The following is an 18199-nucleotide window of genomic DNA, read 5'->3' as shown; positions in this document are numbered from 1 at the left end:
TTACGAGAATGAGCGACAAACAATCTATTTTAAAAATCTACGCACCATAAATTCTTTTAAAAGATTATATCAAATCAGACTTTAATATCTAGTATATGCAGCGGCGGGGAGCTCTCTTTTTCCTCTTCTTCTTGCTGTTGGCGCTTCTTGTTTCTTGCACTCTCCTGATCCGCCTCATTTTTTTCATGCTCACGATCTGGATTTATCTCTTGGTTCTCTTCTGTCGGACGAACTTCAAGAACCTCCCTCTCCTTCTCTTGGGCTGCCGCCTGAGCTACCATATTTTGAAACTCTACACGGTTGTTATGTGCATTTTGCAAAGCTGTAGCAGTTGCGGTCTGCTGATTCACATATATTGCATTTCCAACTAATCCTATTGCCATAACAACCCTTCATCTTTTTTCAACGATGTCGGAAGTAATTCCGCCATCTACGCTAGCCGCTGTGGCACTGAAGCTTGACACTTTCGTGTCAGAACTTACCTACCTTAGCGAGTATCTACCTCTATGGTCTTGTACTTATTGTACAACACATTCGCACCACTTTGAATGGTTACTTCTCTTCGTGGGGTATAATCGACCAAATACCTATCTTTTTGAAACATTGTAAAATCTACACAGAGTCTTGCTGCGCTCTCGATGACCGACATCGGTACGTTTTGTTTGTCTGTAGTGATGATGACATGGGCTGATGGGCGCTCTTTCATATGAAGCCAGATATCCTTTGCACGAGCCTTTTGAAGCAGTTCAATATTTCCCTTCTCGCTCTTTCCAAGGCTCACCTTATACCCGTCTACCCAAAAGGTCTCTATGGAGTCGTTTGTCTTTACCTTTTTTGCCTGAACATTTTTAGGAAAAAGAAGCTGTATCTTTGCCACGTCCTTTGCCTCTTCGACCGTGTGAATGAAAAGTTTCATATGCTCTATTTTTGACTCCAGTGACTCTCTCTCAATATGCAGGTGAGAGGCTCTCTGCTTCGCTTTTTTGCTTCTTGTAAAGAGAGAATCGGCCATTCTTGCAACGGAAGAGAACTCTTTATGAAGCTCGATTTTAACCTTTTGCCCGTCATAATCATCCACCTCTATAACTCTCTGGTAGGGCTTAATGCGGTGCATATTTGCAAGCAGCAGGTTCCCGAAGTGGCTAAGTTTCTGGGCTTCCTCTTTAAGTATCTTCTCATCGTCAAGCTTTTCGTAAAGCTTTTCCAACTTCTTTAGTTTCTTGTTTAGAAGCGAAAGCTTTTGCTTCTTCAAAGAGGAGAGTTTGTCATCCATCTCTTTTGCGTACTCATCATACAAGAACTGCTCTACATCCTCTATTGGGTACTCTTTTGCCTCAAATGGAGCAGTTGGCACATCTAAGAGCTTCTGTCCGACCCTTACCTCGCGAAACGAAGAGAAGAGGTCAACATGGCGGAGCGCCTCTAGCACTATCTCGTTCTCATCCAAAATAATAATGTTTGTATATTTTCCCGTAAATTCAAACTGCAGATATGTCGTCTCCTCTTTGTAGGCCGAAGCTACGGAGGTCTTAAACCTGACTATCTTATCGTCGCCGTAAAGCTCGACGTTTATGATATTGGCACGGTTAAAGCGTTTTGAGAGAAGTACGTCAAAGGGAGCGTTATAGACTTTTGAACGGGCATAGGAAGCGCATTTGAATATTCTGGAGTTTGAGCGCTGCATCTCAAAGTATAGTTCATCGTCTCTGTCGAAGACTACTTTTACTATGGTGTCACTGACTCTGTAAATAGCGGAAATCTTAGAGAATTTTTTTAAGTATTCGGTTATCTGTTTTAAGTGTGAAAGTTTCATAACAAGATTTTATCACACTTATAACAACTATTCTTGCAACAATTTCTCCATCTCGTCCATCGGCATCGGTTTAGCGTAGTAGTATCCTTGGATGGAGTCTATTTTGTTCTCTAGCAAAAAGCTGCGCTCCTCCTCGGTCTCAACGCCCTCTGCGAGTATATGTATGCCGAGCTCTTTTGCCAAAAATATAACCGTCTTTACGATTATCTGATTTTTAGGCTCCTCTCTTATGTTCATAATAAAAGACCTGTCGATCTTGAGTTTATTGATAGGGAGGTTTTTTAGATATGAGAGCGAGGAGTAGCCTGTACCAAAATCATCCATCGAGATGTAAAAGCCCATCCCTCTTAGCTCTCCCAGCAGACTGATAACTAGTTCGGGGTTTTCCAAAACAGAGCTCTCGGTGATCTCAAGCTCTATCCATGACGCTTCGCATCCGCTCTCTTTAAGCATATTTTTAAGCGTATTTATAAGATTGATATGTGTGAGCTGGCGTGCCGAGATGTTGATAGCCACCCTGCCCCAAAGGATTCCCATCTCATGCCACTTTTTCACAGTTTTAAAAGCGCTTCTCAGTACAAAATCCCCGATCTCGACTATCAGTCCGCTTCTCTCGGCCAGCGGTATAAAGACATCAGGCGATATCATCCTATCTTTATGCTTCCATCTTAGAAGAGCCTCAATGCCGACTATCTTTCCGCCCTCGGCTTCATTTTGAGGCTGAAAATATAGCTCTAGCTCACTCTTTTTAATAGCCTGCTTCAGGCTTGTCACCATCTGCGTATACTCCACTGCCTCTTTTTTGAGCTTCGAGCTATAAAAACTAAAACTGTTTTTGCCCAATCTTTTAGCGTTGTACATCGCCGTGTCCGCTGCCTGATACATCTCCTCCATGCTACCAACATCATCAGGGTAGATACATATCCCGGAACTTGCAGTGATATAAATATCTATCATATCTATCGTAAAAGGGCTGTCAAATTTGTGGTGCAGCCTATGCATCAGCTTCTCTATCTCACCTTTATCGCTCTGGTTTAGAGCTATTGCAAACTCATCCCCGCCCATGCGTGCTATAAATGCGCTCGAATCAAAGACCTCTACAAGAACTTTGGATATCTCATAAAGCAGTTTGTCCCCGAAACGGTGACCGTATGAGTCATTTACTATTTTAAACTCGTCAAGGTCTAGCAGAATAAGACAAAATGGAACTTTTTGAGAGCACTTCTCTACCAAAACTTCACTGATATGGAGCCTGTTTGGCAGTTTTGTAACCTTGTCTATGTGCGAGAGATTATAGAACTTCTCTTTTGACTCCTCTAAAAAATTCTCATGCTCTTTTTGGTTTGTTATATCTCTGGAGATTCCAAAAACTCCAAAAACTTTATTATCGTCATCTATCAAAGCTCCTTTGGTAGCCAGAACCGTTTTCAAAGTGCCGTCTTTCATAGTAAGTGTGCGCTCTGTAGTCGAGATCTCAGGGCTCTTCATTGTAGCTCTGTCTGCTATTTGGACTTTTTTTGCAGCCTCTATCTCAAATATCTCTTCATCACTTTTCCCCAATACATCCTGCACATCCGCATGCACCATCTTTGCCGCGGCTTCGTTAAAAAGAATATATTTTCCGTCCAGATCTTTGGCATAGATGGCGTCAGGGGAGCTATTTACTATGGTATTTAAGAGCGTATCATATTTGGAGAGCTTGCTTTTAGAGACCTCTAAAATCTCTTTGGTCTCTTTGTGCTTTGCAATATGTTCTAAATTTGCTTCATGCTGGGACTGCATCTTGCGAAAAAATCTATAGGTCAAAAAGTACAAAATAATAGTCGTAGCCGAAACAAAAAAGAGACCTTTGTAGATTCCTATCACTACTGCTTCATCAGCATTTTCAACTACGAATCCCACTGCATAGTCTGATATACCTATCCAAAGCAGAGCAGAGATAAAGTATATCAAAGAGATCTGAAATGCATTTTTACGACATCTCAAATGGTTATTTTGCACTTTATGCATCCTTAATTTAGAACTATTTAGAGACAATATTATACAGAATTACAAAACAATTGCAATGGCATCGAAAATTTCTTTTAGATTTATCCTGCTATAATTGCGAAAAATAAACACGTGAGATATCTGTGAGACTTCCAAAGGGCTTCGGCAAAAACTACTTTACGCTAAGAGCGATCACTGCGACCGTAAACCAAGTAACGCTTAATGCCCTCACTTCACGTGTGCAAAATTTCCATATGCTGCAGTTCTCAAGCGATGAACTTGAAGCGGAGCTAGAGGAAGAGGAGCTCGCCGCCACGCTCTGCACACCAGAGTTCTCTTCCAAACCTTGCCATTGTAACTGCTACTTTTTAAAAAAAACACGCAAAACACTTCTGCTGCACCCAAATCAAAACTACTTTTTCGACTACTTTAAAACTTTAAACAGCGCCATATCTCCGCCTTCACAAAGCCTTTCAGACAGCCTTTTTTCATTATCATACTACGCGAACGATTCTGCAACGGAAGGGTCAAATCTTGCATAACAAGATTTGGGGTACCCACCGTGAAGCCTAAGAGAGTGAGTATGAATAATGAAAAATCAATAACTTTAAAATTTAAATTATGGAAAATAATAATGAAAAAAAAGATACTTTTATCACTACTGGCTTCAACCGTATTAGTTGCTCAAAATATTGAGCTGTCACCACTGGAGATAACCTCAACCGCCATCAAAACAGATGAGTTAAAGTCAACCGATGCCATTGAGATATACAGCGCCGAAGATATAGAAAAAGCTCACGTTCAAAATGTTTACGAGTTTTTAAATCAACAGACCTCTGTTATCACGATGCCCTCTTACGGAAACCCGTTTTCCCAAAGGCTCGATGTGAGGGGTTACGGCATAGAGAACGGCTACCAGAACATAGTCGTGACAATTGACGGCAGAAAGATCAACAACATAGATATGGTCGCACCTCTGCTATCAGCCATCTCCCCTGCTTCCATAGAGAGACTGGAGATCATAAAATCAAGCGGCATTGTCGTTGGCGGTGACGGGGCAAATGCCGGAGTTATCAACATCATCACGAAGAAAAAAAATGCCAAAGAGATAACCGTATATATGGGAACGCATGGCACTGCAAGCGGCTCTTTTTATCTGGGTCATACGGACGAGAAGCTCTCAGTCTCTGCAAGCGGCGAGGCGCAGAAGAGTGATGGCGTGCGAAATATAAACAGCGGCGGAGATAAAGATGAGAGCTCTTTGACCACGGGAACTCTAAACATCTCTTACACCCCTGTTGATGAACTTGAACTCAAAGCTGGCGTCTCTTTTGCCAGAACCGATGTCATATATGCGAGCTACTTAACACTTGATGAGTACAACAACGATATAAAAAAATCAACGGGCACGGTAAGTGAGCAGTGGTATGATACAGATGCTCTTAGTCTGGGTATGAGCTGGCATATAAGCGATAAACTCTCTTTTAATATAGACGGTAGTCGCGAGAAAAAAGAGTCCATATACGACTACCAAAGCATATTCAGCTATAGATCAACTACAGACTACGACTACAACTCACTTGCCTCGACTCTTGATTATGTTGATGATCTCTTTAGTTTTACTTTTGGTTATGACAGATTTGACGGTAATCTGGTAAACACGAACAATGACCTCACAAAAGTAAATAACGCACTCTTTTTTATGAGTGAGTTCTATTTCGGCAAAAGCACTCTAAAAGCGGGTTACAGATACGAAGATATCTCTTTTGAGAGCAAAACGGGAGAGGATCAAGAGGACAAACTTCACGGTGTTGAGCTTGGATACAACTATATGCTTGATAAAGAAAAGTCCTTTTTTGCGAACTATGCTCACTCGTTTCAATCTTCAAGTCTAGACAGGCTTTTTAAGTGGAGCACGGGAGCATTTATGGGCTACGTCAAACCTTCGCAGGCTCATAACTATACGCTTGGGTTTAACTATATAAGACCAAACAACAAGCTCAAAATATCTCTTTTTTACATAGATCTAAAAGATGAGATCTACTACTATTCAGACCCGACTTGGGTTAACTCAAGAAACACGAACATAGACAAGTCGCATAAATACGGTCTTGATATTTACGACAAGTGGCTTATAAACGAAAAGTTTAATATTGCTCTCAACTACAACTATATCAGAGCAAAAATAGACAAAGAGATCGAGAATGACGAAGATTATTCCGGCAACGATCTGCCGGGTGTCTCGGACCATAATGTAAAAGCGACACTCAGCTTCCTTGCCAATAAAAACACAACTTTGGCTATTACGCAGGTCTACCGTTCAGAAGCGTACGCTATAAACGACTTTGAAAACAGCTCTGCTCAGAAGCAGGAGGCTTACAAAAGTACGGATATATCACTGACATATACAAAAGATAGTTTGGAACTTTTCGCTAAAATAAACAATCTGTTCAACCAGAAGAACGGTTTGTGGGTTCAAGATGACGCCATCTATCCTATGAACTTCACTACCACTGCTATTGCAGGGTTCAAACTAAAATTTTAAGGAGACTCTCTTGAGCGTAAGAGCCATTTTTATACTGCTGTTTTTTACGCTCACTCTAAGCGCTAATGAGAGAATAATCTCTCTTAGCCCCTCCATTACAGAGATAGTTTTTGCGCTAAAAAAAGGGGACGCTTTGGTTGCAACAAGTGACTACTCGCTCTATCCAAAAGAGGCGCAAGCTCTGCCTGTCATCGGCGGTTACTCAAACCCCAACCTTGAGAAGATAATAGCCCTCTCTCCCACTCTGGTGATCGGTCAGGATTTCAGCCGCCAAACCCTGGAGAAGCTTGAAAAGTTTAATATCAGGACCCTCTCTATAAAACTAAACACTATCAACGATATTAAAAACTCGATCAAAAAAGTCGCAGATGAGCTAAACGCAACTGCCGATGAGATTATAAAAGAGATCGACGATGCCATAAAAGATGCTCCTAAAAACAGGCAAGCCCATAGAGTCATGATAGTTTTCGGTCTTTATGAAGATCTAAGAGGCGGCATCTATATAGCAGGCAACAATATCTTTTTTAATGACATCATAAACCTCTGCGGCAACACTAACGCATACAGTGCTAACCAAACAAACCAACCCGTTTTAGGTTATGAAAATGTTATAGCACTCAACCCTGAGCAGATCATCATACTCCACTCAGACGCCTCAAACAGTTCGGTTGACAAAGAAAAAGCCTTGAGTGCATGGCACTCACTTCCAACTAACGCAAGCAAAAACGGCCGTATAACGGTGGTGGATGAGAGTTATATCAACATACCATCAAACAGAGTTGCCCTCACAATAGAGCGGCTCTGCAGGGAGATGGACAGATGATAGAGCTAAGATCGCTCTCTTGCAGTTACGGCAGCGACATGATCCTGCAAGATATAAACATAAATATAGAATCACACCTTAGCATACTCGGTGCGAACGGCTCAGGCAAAAGCACGCTTGTACGTGCAATATGTGCACTTATCCCGTACGGTGGAGAGGTGCGGATTGACGGAGTAGATGCAAAAGAGCTCTCACTCTTAGAGATGGCAAAGAGTGTCTCTTACATTCCGGCAAAGCTTGAAATTTATGACTCGTTCATAACCTTAGAGGATTTTGTTCTTCTTGGAAGATTTGCCTATAAAAAGAGCTTTTTTGAGTATTCGCACAAAGATAGAGCAATAGCCGATCAAAAGATAAGGCTTCTTGGGCTTGAACACCTAAGAGAGCACACTCTTGCCTCTTTGAGCTCGGGAGAGCAGCAACTGGCACTTATAGCAGCGGCACTCACGCAGGAGAGCAAAATAATCATCTTTGACGAACCTACCGCAAACCTTGACCCGCATAACTCAAAAGTGATCGCGCAATATATAAAAAAGCTAAAAGAGACGCATCAGGTCATACTTATCACGCATGACCTGCATCTGGCATGTTATATAGATAGCCCTATCGCTTTTATCAAAGATAAAAAAGCGCATCTATACGCAAGAGAGTTTTTTGACGACGAGGTTTTAAAAGAGCTCTGGGGAGTCGAGTTCTACTCACTGGCGGTAAAATATGGGTAAATATCTACTCTGGTTTCTGCTTATTGCAATTTTTCTATTCTCTCCGTTTGTCGGTGCGGTAGAGCTTAAGATAGGCGAGATATTTGACCTCTCCACTCTTGCTTCAAATATCTTTTTTGAACTTAGAGTACCGCGGGTCCTGTTTGCTTTTTCTGCGGGAGTCATACTTGCTCTTAGCGGTCTGCTCTTTCAGACGCTCTTTCGCAATGCACTAATGACACCCTACACTCTGGGCATCTCAAGCGGTGCGGTCTTAGGTGCGGGAGTAGCCATAAAATTCGGTCTGGGAAGCCTCTTTTTGGGTCTTGGCGCTATTCATCTCTTTGGCTTTTTCGGCGCGCTATTGAGCGTCTTTTTGCTTCTTTATCTCTCACGATTTCTAAAAAATGCACATCATGAGTCGCTTCTGCTGCTTGGGATCGCTCTATCGCTGTTTTACACCTCCGCCCTTATGATCGTCTTTTATCTGGGAAGTGCCATCCAAAACGATATGCTTATCCGTTTCACTATGGGCTCGCTCTCGGTGATAGGGTGGCAAAACCCTGTTATTGTAGGTTTTATAGCTGCTTTTTTACTCACCGTTATATACATCTACCGTTTTGAGCTTCAGCTTTTAGGCATATCGGATGAGAGTGCCAGACTAAAAGGGTTGGATACCAAAAAAACGACGAGAGTGCTACTTATCGTCTCCTCTTTTGCTATCGGCATACTTGTAAGCATTAGCGGACCTATCGGCTTTGTAGGACTTATAACTCCGCACATAATTGCAAAACTCCACCCCTCTACCGTAAACAGGCGCATCGTAAAAACGGCTCTCTTTGGAGGACTCTTTTTGGTTTTTTGTGACACTCTCACAAGAGCTCTCTCTACAAACAGCGAGCTTCCCATCGGAATAATAACCGCTCTTATCGGCGGACCGTTTTTCATATACTTAATCATAAGGAAAAAACAGTGAATCTTTTATCAAAAGCAGCTCCGTTGGAGGAGTCCATCGCAAAGATGCAAAAGGTCTTGGATGATGTCGGCTGCAAAACTACGATGTCACAAGAGAAGCATCCCCTGCAAAACTGCTACTCGCTCAATCTAAGTTCAACAGAAGCACCCGCGCATATCTACTCAAACGGCAAAGGAGTCTCAAGCGAGGCTTCCACGGCAAGCGCATTGGGAGAGTATATCGAGCGGCTTCAGACAAACAACTTCTTTAGCGATTTTTATCTCCCGGATCGTAAAATATACCCGGATGAAGCGCTATTTGAGTTCGGCGGTGATTTTTTGGATGATGAGCTTCTCAATATTTACGACCCTCATGGCGAACTCAGCGATGAGGATCTGGTGGACTACAACAGCGACTATACAGATAAAATACTCGCTCTGCCTTTTAAAAGATTTTCCGATGGCAAAAATATCTATTTTCCTCTTAACATCTTAAGCAATCTCTATGTAAGCAACGGTCTTGCAGCGGGCAATACGCCAAAAGAGGCGCAAGTTCAGGCTCTGAGCGAGATATATGAACGATACGCAAAACTTCAGATTATCAAAAACGGTTATGCTCTGCCGCAATTTCCATCCGAACTTCTTGCCACATTTAAGAAAGTCAGCAGTGATGTGAGCGCGCTTAGAGACAGAGGCTACATAGTCGAGGTTCTTGACGCTTCGCTTGGCGGAGTGTTTCCCGTGACCGCTATCTCGCTTATAAACCCCAAGAACTCAACTCTCTTTGTCTCTTTCGGCGCGCACCCCATCTTGGAGGTCTCGCTGGAGAGAACAATGACGGAGCTTATGCAGGGACGTGACTTAAATAGCCTTGAGAGTTTTGAGACCCCTACTTTTGACATGAGCATAGTAGCTGATAGCTTCAATCTGGAGTCCCACTTCGTGGACTCCAACGGAAAGCTTGGGTTTGGCTTTTTAAGCAGCAAAAAGAGCTTTGAGTTTGCTCCTTGGAGATACGACAAAGAGGGCATAGATAATGAGTTTGAATATTTAACCAACATCGCCAAAGAGATGTGCAAAGAGATATACATAAGAGAGTATGACTACCTAGGATTCTACTCATGCCAGATACTTATCCCTGGCGTCTCCGAGGTCTATCCCATAGAGGATTTAGTCTATAACAACAAGAACAGCGGCAAACTCATCCGCGATATGGTCTTGAACTTCAGCGAATATGACCCGGCGGATATTTTGGACGAAGTCGCATCGCTTGATAACTCTTTAAGTATGGAGAAATACATCGGCGTTATATTTCAAAACAACTTTACAATGGCGGAGTTTAAGGCACAAAGCCATCTCCTTTTGGGCGAGAGGGATGAGGCGCTTGAGCTTTTGGAGTTTGGCGAGAACAAACTCGGGCACGTTGTTTCAGAGCTTATTCATATGCGTGAAGCAGGGCTCTCTTTTGAGGAGTACAAAGAGGCTCTTTATGCAGTTTTCACTGGGGAGAGAGTTGAAAAAGCGGTACGTATCTTGGACAAAGAGGAGTTTTTTATAGATGTAACGCTTCATAAAGACTACTCAAATATGCTGGAGATGTATGACAGAGTTGAAGTTAAAAAAAGGAGTATATTATCATGAGCTATACAGAGTGGTTTGAGAAACATGCCCAAAAACATAAAAAGATAGTCGAGAAACTTGTAGCGCGTGGTTTAAGCGAAGATGAGATCATAGACTATTTTGATTTTGAGAATATGGTAAAAGAGGAGAACGACTTCTGCCCGCTCTACAAAGAGCCCGTAAAGTGCCACGACATTGAGAAGCTCAACTGCTACCTCTGCGGATGCCCGCACTTCAGGTTTAACGACGAGGGACTTGGGGAGTACAACGGAGCAAAAATACTAAGTCGTTGCGACATAAACAACGGCTCCAAGCTTGCGGCCGGCGGAGCGATCCATCAGGACTGCTCAAAATGCACCGTACCTCATCACAGAGCTTACGTGAAAAAGAAGTTTGACCTTGACTGGAAAAAGATCATGAACAAAGTAACCGCTATGTAACAAATATCTCATACTATTTTGAGATGAAAAAAGAAAAAGTTTATGTCGTAGACACAAATATTATTTTGCAAAACCTGCAAAATATAGAGACTCTTAGCGATAACGGTTCTAACATAGTCGTGATACCCGAGACGGTACTGCTTGAACTTGAAGATAAAAAGAAACTCACAAACGAACTCGGCTACTACTCAAGAGAGTTTGCCAGATTTTTAGCCTCCACCAAGATCAAAGAGATAGACTATAAGAAAAACTATAAGGTTGTAAAACTATACAAAGGCGATATAGTCATCCATATCATCTCCAAGGACAGCTACGACACCCAGATTGAACAGCACCATATCTCAGAGAGCAATGACAAACGCATTATAGAAGCTGCCGAGGTTGCAAGAGATTACTACAAAGGGCAAAAGGTCATCTTTATCTCTATCGACATCTATGCAAGAACATTCGCGCTATTTAAAAACATAAAGACCCAAACGCTGAGTAATGACAAGAGCGAAGTTCCCGATTTTGCCTTTGTAAAAAACGCGCCGCTTGAGTCCATATACTTCAACAATCTCAATCTTCAAAATATCAAAGAGATAGACAGCGAACATAAGTCCGAAAATTTTTGCTACACGTTTGAATCAAGTGACGGAAACAGCGCATATGGCATTGTTGCGAACGACAAAGTAATGGTCATGGAAGAGAGCGATTTTAATCCTCTTGCCGTAAAGCCTGCGAACCTTAAACAGAAGTTTTTTGTCAAAGCCATTATAGAAAATGTTTACAATCTCCTCGTTATCGACGCAAAAGCGGGAAGCGGAAAGACGCTTATGTCTTTTGTCGCTGCAATGAGACTTATAGATAAAGGGCTTTACGACAAAATAGTCTATGTGCGAAACTCCATAGAGTCCATCGACAGAGGAGCGGAAGTTGGCTTTTTGTCCGGCAACGACGAGAAGTTTCGCATCTACAATATGGCTCTGAGCGACACCCTAGAGTTTATTGCAAAAAAACGGCTTAAAAAGGGAGTGAACACTGAAAATCCAGAGTCTGTTCGCTCTAAAACAGAGGAGCTTACGGCAAGATACGACATCCAGACACTCTGGCCCGGAGAAGCTCGTGGAAGGACTCTGAGCGAGGCTATCGTCATCATGGACGAGTGGCAAAACAGCAGTGAAAAGACGACACAGCTTATACTCTCACGGCTTGATGAGAGCTGTATGGCAATTGTTATCGGCTCAAACAGACAGATAGACAACCTCTATCTCAACAAGTACAACAACGGTCTGACAACACTTTTAAAACAGACGAGAACGGCACATCCTGAGCTTAATATGTTTGCCATAGAGCTTGAAAAAGCGGTGCGCGGAAAATTTGCGGAGTTTAGTGAGAGAGTGTTTGAGAGGTCTAAGTGACCAGTAGGTTTATCAACGACACTATCTACAGTCACATTGAGTACACAAAGCTTGAAGGCAAGATCCTTCAGACCAAGATACTCAGCCGACTGCAGTTCATCACTCAAAATGCGCTTGCATACTTTGCTTTTCCCTCTATCAACACTAAAAGATATATCCATAGCTTGGGAACAATGCACCTCGCTTCTCACATGTACAAAGGAGCGCTCTTAAATGCAAAAAGCGACGTTCGCTCACTCTTTTTTAAAGAGCTTTATAAAGCTGTCATAAAGATCGAATCCGAGCTCTCTCTGCAAAACAAGATAAAGAAGTGCTCCCTCTTTGAGGACGATACGCTCTACCAGTTTCTTATCCCGCTAAAAAACTCAAAAGAGAAGTATGCCTATCTTATCTCTCTTCAAGCACTGCGCCTTGTAGCTCTTTTACATGACGTAGGGCATCTGCCTTTTTCACATCAAAGCGAATACGCTATGCAAAGTCTTTATGAGAGACTCTCGCTTTTAAAAGAGCCAAATAAGGAAGAACAAAAATTTCTCGCCTTTTATGAGAAACTGACAGACAAAAACTCTCATGTTCTTCATGAGGCTATGGGCGTGGAGTTTGCAAAAATGCTTCTTACCTATGAGATACTTCAAGATTTTACCGCCGACCATGACCGAGAGTATATCGCGCTTATCTACAGAGTGGTTGACTATATTCTTCAAGATGCAGAGTTCGGCGGGTTTGATTTTAGCGTACTGCACTCTTTTATAGATGCGACCGTTGATGCCGACAGACTTGACTACATCAACAGAGATATGCTTGCAAGCGGCTACATCGGCGGAGCAGTTGACCTGCTTCGCATAGCAAAACAGAGTGTTTTAAGTCTAAAAGAGCGTAAATATAAGGTCACTTTCTTCGACAGTGCCATTTTAGATATAGAGCATATGCTTGAGATGCGCTTTAACCTCTATAAAAAGGTGATCTTTAACCATGAGATAGCAAAAAAGGATGCCATGCTTGAGAATCTCATTCTCTATCTCACCGCGGAGCACTTTGTAAAACGGACAAAGTCGAAGCGAAACGACATATCGATGCTATGGAGTTTTTTAGATGCGCCCTCTAATCAAAAAAGGCTAGACACCATCAGTCTTCTTGATGAGAACTGGCTTATCTCGCTCTTTAAGAAGGAGTATTTCAGTCTCAAATACTCCAAAGTAAAAGAGAAACAAAAGATGCTTATGATTTACGAAGAGGTACTCTTTGGCAAAAAATATTTCTACTCTCTTTGGAAAAACCTAAACGATTTTTATGATGTCTTGGGCTTTAACATGACGCAAAAGTATCAGTTTCGCGAAAGTTTCGGATACATCAGCGAAGCAAGGCTCTTTATCTTAAAAAATTCGCTTCAAAATTTTGTAACGCACTATGAAAATAAAAACAATACTGCCTTTGCTTACCAGATAGTCTCTTTTAACCTAGGCATCTCGAAAGATTTTTCGCTCTATAACGGCAAGAACCTCATCCCGGTTGATGAGGTCTCCACGTTGAGAAAAAGACTCAAGAAATCAATGCTAAACACCGTTCCTTTTTTTCTCTACTGCAACAAAAAAGAGCTTACAAAGCAGATGATAGAGAGCCTTAGAGAGATTCTGATATTTGTTTTTGAAAAAAACACGGAGTGGAGAGCGCAAGACGATGCTTAATGATGCCTGCTGCTTCTCTCCTCTTTTAACATTGCGTCTAAAATATCTATTACCGCATGACTTGCTTTTTCTGCCTCGCTAAAATAGCTCATGACATTTTTTGACTCTCTCGTGCAGGTGCCGTTCTCTACACACTCAACAGCTTTTTTGATGTTATCGTGAACAAGCGAGTGCGGCAAGTCCAGTTTTGAGTAACTTTGAGTTTTACTAAACTTCTCTTTTCCTATGCCGCTCTCATACCATCTTCCCAGGCGGCACTCTTTATGAGAGACAAACTCCGTATGAGTCTCCCCTTTAAATACCACCTTGTAGCCGTTGGCTTTAAAGAGAAGATGGTCTAGTTTTATCAATGTCATAAATATCGCATTTGTGACATCTTGATTCTCTACGGCAATAATCTTGGAGCTATCTCGCAGAGCGCTCATCTTATGCTGAAGCGACTCTATCTGCTCATTTGAGTTTACGGATAGCTCCTCCATCGACTTGGAGTGTTCGTGAACCTCCTGCGTATTTTGCTTGAGACTTTGAACCGTTATCTCAACTTCAGCCGTTGCCTTCTGCGTTCTCTCTGCTAGTTTTCTTACCTCATCGGCAACAACCGCGAACCCTCTTCCGTGTTCACCTGCACGTGCCGCTTCGATCGCAGCATTTAGGGCAAGAAGGTTTGTCTGGTCGCTTATGTCTCTTATGAGATTTATCACATCCGAGATGTTTTCGACATTTGTATTTAAAGTGTTTACCTGATCGTACGTACTTGTTATGTGCTCAAGCAGAGAGCTCATGGTCGTCATTAAACTATTTGTGCTTAAAAGCGACTCCTCTGCGCTCTCAGAGTTGAGATTGCTTCTTTTGTCTATATCTTCGAGCGCCTTTAAGTTGTCTGTCAGATCTGTTTGAAGATGTGCCATATCGGTAGTACAAGCCTGCGTCAAGCTTGCGGTTAAAGATTTGATCAGCTCGTTCATTATCTGATTCTCATCTACTCTGTTGGCATTTTGCTCCAGCTCTCTTATTTTGGCATTTGCATCATCAAGCTCATTTTTAAGAGCCTCTATAACTTTATCCTTAGCATCTAACTCTACTCTGCTTTTATCGCTTTTACCAAAGAACATTCACAACCTCTATACGTTTTTTATTTGTTTGCAGATAGTACACTTCTTTTCATAAACAGCTTATTAAATGTGTCTAAAATATGTTTTTTTTGGATAAAATAGAACTCTTATAAAACTTCACTAAAAGCAATAAAATGAACTCACTAAGTATCTTCGGCACAAGCAGCGACGCCGGAAAATCTACACTCAGTTTTGCACTTACATATCTTCTGCACCATCGCGACATCAGCGTAGCACCCTTTAAAGCCCAGAACGTCTCGAACAATTCACATGTTACGGATGAGGGCGGCGAGATAGCAATTCCCCAGCACTTTGCGGCGGAAGCGATAGGGCTAAAAACCACACCTTATATGAATCCTGTTTTGCTAAAGTCAGGCTCAAAAAACAGCGCACATCTTATCATCAACGGCAAAAGCGTGGGCGAAAAGGATGTGCACGCGTATTACCGTGACATAAAAAAACTCCAGCCCATCGTAAAAGAGGCGTTTTTAAAACTCAAAGATGAGTATGACGTCATTGTAGCCGAGGGGGCTGGAAGTCCTGTCGAACTTAACCTAATGGACAAAGACCTCTCAAATATCTACATAGCAAGTGAGTTTGACACAAAAATAATCTTGGTCGCAGACATTGAGCGCGGCGGCGTTTTTGCCTCTATCTACGGTGTTTACAAACTGTTGCCGAAAAAACTGCGCGACAATGTCATAGGCGTTATAGTCAATAAATTTCGAGGTGACATAACTCTTTTTGATGAGGGCAGAGTTATCATAGAGAAGAAGTTCGGCATCAAAGTTTTGGGCGTTGTGCCATACAGAGCATTCAACCTCGGTTTTGAAGACAGCCAATCCATAATGAACTATGTTCAGGATAACTCAAAAGCAAAAATAAAAGTAGGCGTTATAAAACTCCCGCACATCAGCAACTTTACCGACTTTGAACCGCTTGTTGCGGACAAGGAAGTTACGCTCTCTTTTATCTCAAATCCGAGTGAAGCTTATGCTTGTGACCTTATTGTTCTTCCGGGGAGCAAAAGAGTGGTTGATGATCTGGCGTGGCTGCGAAAACGTGGGTTTGAAGAAATTTTAACTTCAAAAAAACAAAAGATTGTCGCTATCTGCGGCGGCTACGAGATGATGTTTGAGCGCATCTTAGACCCGGACGGAGTGGAATCCGAACTGCAAGAGGTCAAAGGTTTCGGGCGCATAAAAGGCGATGTACTCTTTGGCAAAGAGAAGATCGTAAAAAAAGGGTGCTACTATCTTTTCGGACACATGATAGATGGTTATGAGATACATAACGGAGTTGCTAAAAAAAGAGTGGTGAAGAAGAAAAATCTCTATGCGACCTTTGTGCACGGCATCTTCGAGAGCGATGAGTTTCGCTGCAAACTCTTTTGTAAAATAGATGAAACCTATGAAGGGTACGACTTTAAAGAGTACAAAGCCAAAGCAATAAAAGAGTTTGTCGAGCATATTGAAAAGAACGTGAATGTGGATTTTATAAAAAAGGAGCTTATTTATTAGTTGAAATTCGTTTATTTTAGCTAAAATAAAACCTTACTTGTTGCCTAAGGAAAACAATAAATGAAAAATATCTACATGTCAAATATTGAAGAGTATATCTGCTTGTTTAATTCAAAAAACAACATATTTAATGATATTAATTGGATAGAGCCTATTTTTATTACAATGGTTAGAGCTTATCAAAATGATGAAAAAGTTGATATTTTCACAAATTCTAGTTATTTAAGAAGTATGATTATTCAAGAATACAAACCAAATAAAACATACAGCCCCATTGAAAAAATTAAAAACAGAAACGGTCTTGATAAAATATCAACCCACTTGACTGAAATAATGCTTAAAAACTTTTCTGAACTATCCCCCGCTGATACAAAGGATTTAAAAAACTATCTACAATACCTCTTTATAGAACTTATGAACAATGTAGCAGACCACGCTGACTCTAGCGTTGGTGGATATGTAATGGCTCAATACTATCCAACAAATAAAAAAATACAATTTGCCGTAGCAGACAGAGGCATCGGCTTTCTTACTAACCTAAAGCTAAAATTTAATATAGATACTGAAGAAGAAGCGATTATCAAAGCTTTGGAAAAAGGAGTTACTGCAACAAAGCAAAAAATGTACGGATATGAAAAAAATGCCGGTTTTGGTTTGTATGCAATGTTTGAGATATTAAATATTACGGGAGGAAAATTTATAATAATCTCAAACGATACTTTGCTGAGATATGAAAACGGCTCTTTTAAATCTAAAAAGCTAGAGAGTCCATGGAAGGGCGTAGTTGTCGCATTTGAATTTGATGAAGCAAACATAAACTACGATATGGACTATTTTAATAAAAATTATCTATGGAGTGAGATTGTAAACGATGAAGATGAGGACTACTTTTAAGCAGACCTCTCTTTAGAGTATTTTATAACAAAGTTTATTGTATCTTTTATGCCCTGCGTCTCGTTAACAAGTCTTACTTTACCTCTAATATATTCAATACCGAAAGCTCTAATAAAAATTCCGAAAAACTCATCTATAAACGACTGTGTAACCTGCTCAATTCCTACAAAATCAAGCGTCACGCTATTGCCTTTATCAAGCTCCTTTTTCATAAGCTTTCTTACAATCTCTCCAGCACCTCTTGAGCCAACAAACTCAAAACCACCGGTTTCTTTTTTTATGTTGATTACCATCTGATGCCTCCTTTTAAAATTATGGAAGTTTATCCAAAATTTTTAAACATACACAAATAATATACCATAACAAAATGGTTATCTAGATTAAAATCTTGAATAAAAGATAAAAATTGTCTTAATTAAGAAGAGTACTTAAAAAACCGTTAGAAGCTTAAAAGTTAAATCGGATAAAATTACTCTGATTTAAAAATAACTAGAGGGTAAGGCTCTCTTAACAAAGGATATACAATGAAAACATTGATTTTACTAATCACGTTAACACTAGGTGCTCTTCAAGCTGACAACATCGTAACTTACGATACAAAAAACGGTAGCAATACTGAAGGCATTAAGACCAACCACCCGACTCAAGATCTTTACTAAGACTAGGGTTACGCCTCATCCGCTTCTGGATGGGGCTTTTTTAA

Annotated in this window: 17 protein-coding genes; 12 read left to right on the top strand and 5 right to left on the bottom strand. The window is 41.2% G+C overall.

What is annotated here, in order from left to right; translation table 11 throughout:
* Nucleotides 1-74: 74 nt before the first annotated feature.
* The 3 genes from RBR61_RS00825 to RBR61_RS00815 all read right to left on the bottom strand — a co-directional run bounded on the left by RBR61_RS00825 (nt 75) and on the right by RBR61_RS00815 (nt 3814).
* Nucleotides 75-383, bottom strand: a complete 309-nt coding sequence (locus tag RBR61_RS00825) for a hypothetical protein (RefSeq protein WP_320341621.1) — start codon at nt 381-383, stop codon at nt 75-77.
* Nucleotides 384-487: 104 nt separating this feature from the next.
* Nucleotides 488-1813 carry an NFACT family protein gene (locus tag RBR61_RS00820; RefSeq protein WP_320341620.1) on the bottom strand — a complete coding sequence of 442 codons (1326 nt, stop codon included), beginning with the start codon at nt 1811-1813 and terminating at the stop codon, nt 488-490.
* A gap of 27 nt (nt 1814-1840) precedes the next feature.
* A complete protein-coding gene (locus tag RBR61_RS00815; RefSeq protein ID WP_320341619.1) occupies nt 1841-3814 on the bottom strand; it encodes an EAL domain-containing protein in 1974 nt (657 codons plus the stop codon).
* Between the two features lie 131 nt (nt 3815-3945).
* Here RBR61_RS00815 and RBR61_RS00810 point away from each other — a divergent pair, with 131 nt between their 5' ends.
* The 9 genes from RBR61_RS00810 (at nt 3946) to RBR61_RS00770 (ending at nt 13970) form a co-directional block, all read left to right on the top strand.
* Nucleotides 3946-4344, top strand: coding sequence for a hypothetical protein (locus RBR61_RS00810; RefSeq protein ID WP_320341618.1), 399 nt, complete (start codon nt 3946-3948; stop codon nt 4342-4344).
* A gap of 92 nt (nt 4345-4436) precedes the next feature.
* Nucleotides 4437-6347, top strand: a complete 1911-nt coding sequence (locus tag RBR61_RS00805) for a TonB-dependent receptor (RefSeq protein WP_320341617.1) — start codon at nt 4437-4439, stop codon at nt 6345-6347.
* A 10-nt stretch (nt 6348-6357) separates the two neighbouring features.
* The gene (locus tag RBR61_RS00800; protein ID WP_320341616.1) at nt 6358-7170 is read left to right on the top strand and encodes a helical backbone metal receptor; all 813 of its coding nucleotides are present in this window, start codon (nt 6358-6360) and stop codon (nt 7168-7170) included.
* A complete protein-coding gene (locus tag RBR61_RS00795; RefSeq protein WP_320341615.1) occupies nt 7167-7892 on the top strand; it encodes an ABC transporter ATP-binding protein in 726 nt (241 codons plus the stop codon). The genes RBR61_RS00800 and RBR61_RS00795 overlap by 4 nt, the downstream gene beginning before the upstream one ends.
* Nucleotides 7885-8847 (top strand): iron ABC transporter permease, encoded by a 963-nt coding sequence (locus RBR61_RS00790; protein ID WP_320341614.1) that lies wholly within the window; start codon nt 7885-7887, stop codon nt 8845-8847. Before RBR61_RS00795 ends, RBR61_RS00790 begins: the two co-directional genes overlap by 8 nt.
* Nucleotides 8844-10466 carry a YcaO-like family protein gene (locus tag RBR61_RS00785; protein ID WP_320341613.1) on the top strand — a complete coding sequence of 541 codons (1623 nt, stop codon included), beginning with the start codon at nt 8844-8846 and terminating at the stop codon, nt 10464-10466. Before RBR61_RS00790 ends, RBR61_RS00785 begins: the two co-directional genes overlap by 4 nt.
* Nucleotides 10463-10885, top strand: a complete 423-nt coding sequence (locus RBR61_RS00780) for a hypothetical protein (protein WP_320341612.1) — start codon at nt 10463-10465, stop codon at nt 10883-10885. Before RBR61_RS00785 ends, RBR61_RS00780 begins: the two co-directional genes overlap by 4 nt.
* A 23-nt stretch (nt 10886-10908) precedes the next feature.
* Nucleotides 10909-12285: a PhoH family protein gene (locus RBR61_RS00775; protein WP_320341611.1), complete on the top strand. Its 1377-nt coding sequence runs from the start codon at nt 10909-10911 to the stop codon at nt 12283-12285.
* On the top strand, nt 12282-13970 hold the full coding sequence (locus tag RBR61_RS00770; RefSeq protein ID WP_320341610.1) for a hypothetical protein: 1689 nt from the start codon (nt 12282-12284) through the stop codon (nt 13968-13970). Before RBR61_RS00775 ends, RBR61_RS00770 begins: the two co-directional genes overlap by 4 nt.
* Here the strand turns inward: RBR61_RS00770 and RBR61_RS00765 are convergent.
* Nucleotides 13967-15082 (bottom strand): methyl-accepting chemotaxis protein, encoded by a 1116-nt coding sequence (locus RBR61_RS00765; protein WP_320341609.1) that lies wholly within the window; start codon nt 15080-15082, stop codon nt 13967-13969. The genes RBR61_RS00770 and RBR61_RS00765 overlap by 4 nt on opposite strands.
* A gap of 134 nt (nt 15083-15216) precedes the next feature.
* Between RBR61_RS00765 and RBR61_RS00760 the strand changes: the two genes are divergently transcribed.
* Both RBR61_RS00760 and RBR61_RS00755 read left to right on the top strand, forming a co-directional pair.
* A complete protein-coding gene (locus RBR61_RS00760) occupies nt 15217-16602 on the top strand; it encodes a cobyric acid synthase (protein ID WP_320341608.1) in 1386 nt (461 codons plus the stop codon).
* Between the two features lie 60 nt (nt 16603-16662).
* Nucleotides 16663-17496: an ATP-binding protein gene (locus tag RBR61_RS00755; RefSeq protein WP_320341607.1), complete on the top strand. Its 834-nt coding sequence runs from the start codon at nt 16663-16665 to the stop codon at nt 17494-17496.
* Here the strand turns inward: RBR61_RS00755 and RBR61_RS00750 are convergent.
* Nucleotides 17493-17789: an STAS-like domain-containing protein gene (locus RBR61_RS00750; protein ID WP_320341606.1), complete on the bottom strand. Its 297-nt coding sequence runs from the start codon at nt 17787-17789 to the stop codon at nt 17493-17495. The genes RBR61_RS00755 and RBR61_RS00750 overlap by 4 nt on opposite strands.
* Nucleotides 17790-18029: 240 nt before the next feature.
* Between RBR61_RS00750 and RBR61_RS00745 the strand changes: the two genes are divergently transcribed.
* Entirely contained in the window at nt 18030-18155 is a 126-nt protein-coding gene (locus tag RBR61_RS00745) for a hypothetical protein (RefSeq protein ID WP_320341605.1), read from the top strand.
* Nucleotides 18156-18199 lie beyond the last annotated feature (44 nt).

The sequence above is a fragment of the Sulfurimonas sp. genome (genome assembly GCF_034005705.1).
Lineage (GTDB): Bacteria > Campylobacterota > Campylobacteria > Campylobacterales > Sulfurimonadaceae > Sulfurimonas.
The sequence above is the reverse complement of the archived record's forward strand: the minus strand, read 5'-3'. Positions and strand labels throughout refer to the sequence as shown.

Excerpts from the sequence above, each read along its gene's own strand:
- RBR61_RS00765 (WP_320341609.1), bottom strand. The coding sequence starts at position 15,082 with ATGTTCTTTGGTAAAAGCGATAAAAGCAGAGTAGAGTTAGATGCTAAG.
- RBR61_RS00805 (WP_320341617.1), top strand. The coding sequence starts at position 4,437 with ATGAAAAAAAAGATACTTTTATCACTACTGGCTTCAACCGTATTAGTT.
- RBR61_RS00755 (WP_320341607.1), top strand. The coding sequence starts at position 16,663 with ATGAAAAATATCTACATGTCAAATATTGAAGAGTATATCTGCTTGTTT.
- RBR61_RS00825 (WP_320341621.1), bottom strand. The coding sequence starts at position 383 with ATGGCAATAGGATTAGTTGGAAATGCAATATATGTGAATCAGCAGACC.
- RBR61_RS00780 (WP_320341612.1), top strand. The coding sequence starts at position 10,463 with ATGAGCTATACAGAGTGGTTTGAGAAACATGCCCAAAAACATAAAAAG.
- RBR61_RS00760 (WP_320341608.1), top strand. The coding sequence starts at position 15,217 with ATGAACTCACTAAGTATCTTCGGCACAAGCAGCGACGCCGGAAAATCT.
- RBR61_RS00820 (WP_320341620.1), bottom strand. The coding sequence starts at position 1,813 with ATGAAACTTTCACACTTAAAACAGATAACCGAATACTTAAAAAAATTC.
- RBR61_RS00750 (WP_320341606.1), bottom strand. The coding sequence starts at position 17,789 with ATGGTAATCAACATAAAAAAAGAAACCGGTGGTTTTGAGTTTGTTGGC.
- RBR61_RS00790 (WP_320341614.1), top strand. The coding sequence starts at position 7,885 with ATGGGTAAATATCTACTCTGGTTTCTGCTTATTGCAATTTTTCTATTC.
- RBR61_RS00775 (WP_320341611.1), top strand. The coding sequence starts at position 10,909 with ATGAAAAAAGAAAAAGTTTATGTCGTAGACACAAATATTATTTTGCAA.
- RBR61_RS00795 (WP_320341615.1), top strand. The coding sequence starts at position 7,167 with ATGATAGAGCTAAGATCGCTCTCTTGCAGTTACGGCAGCGACATGATC.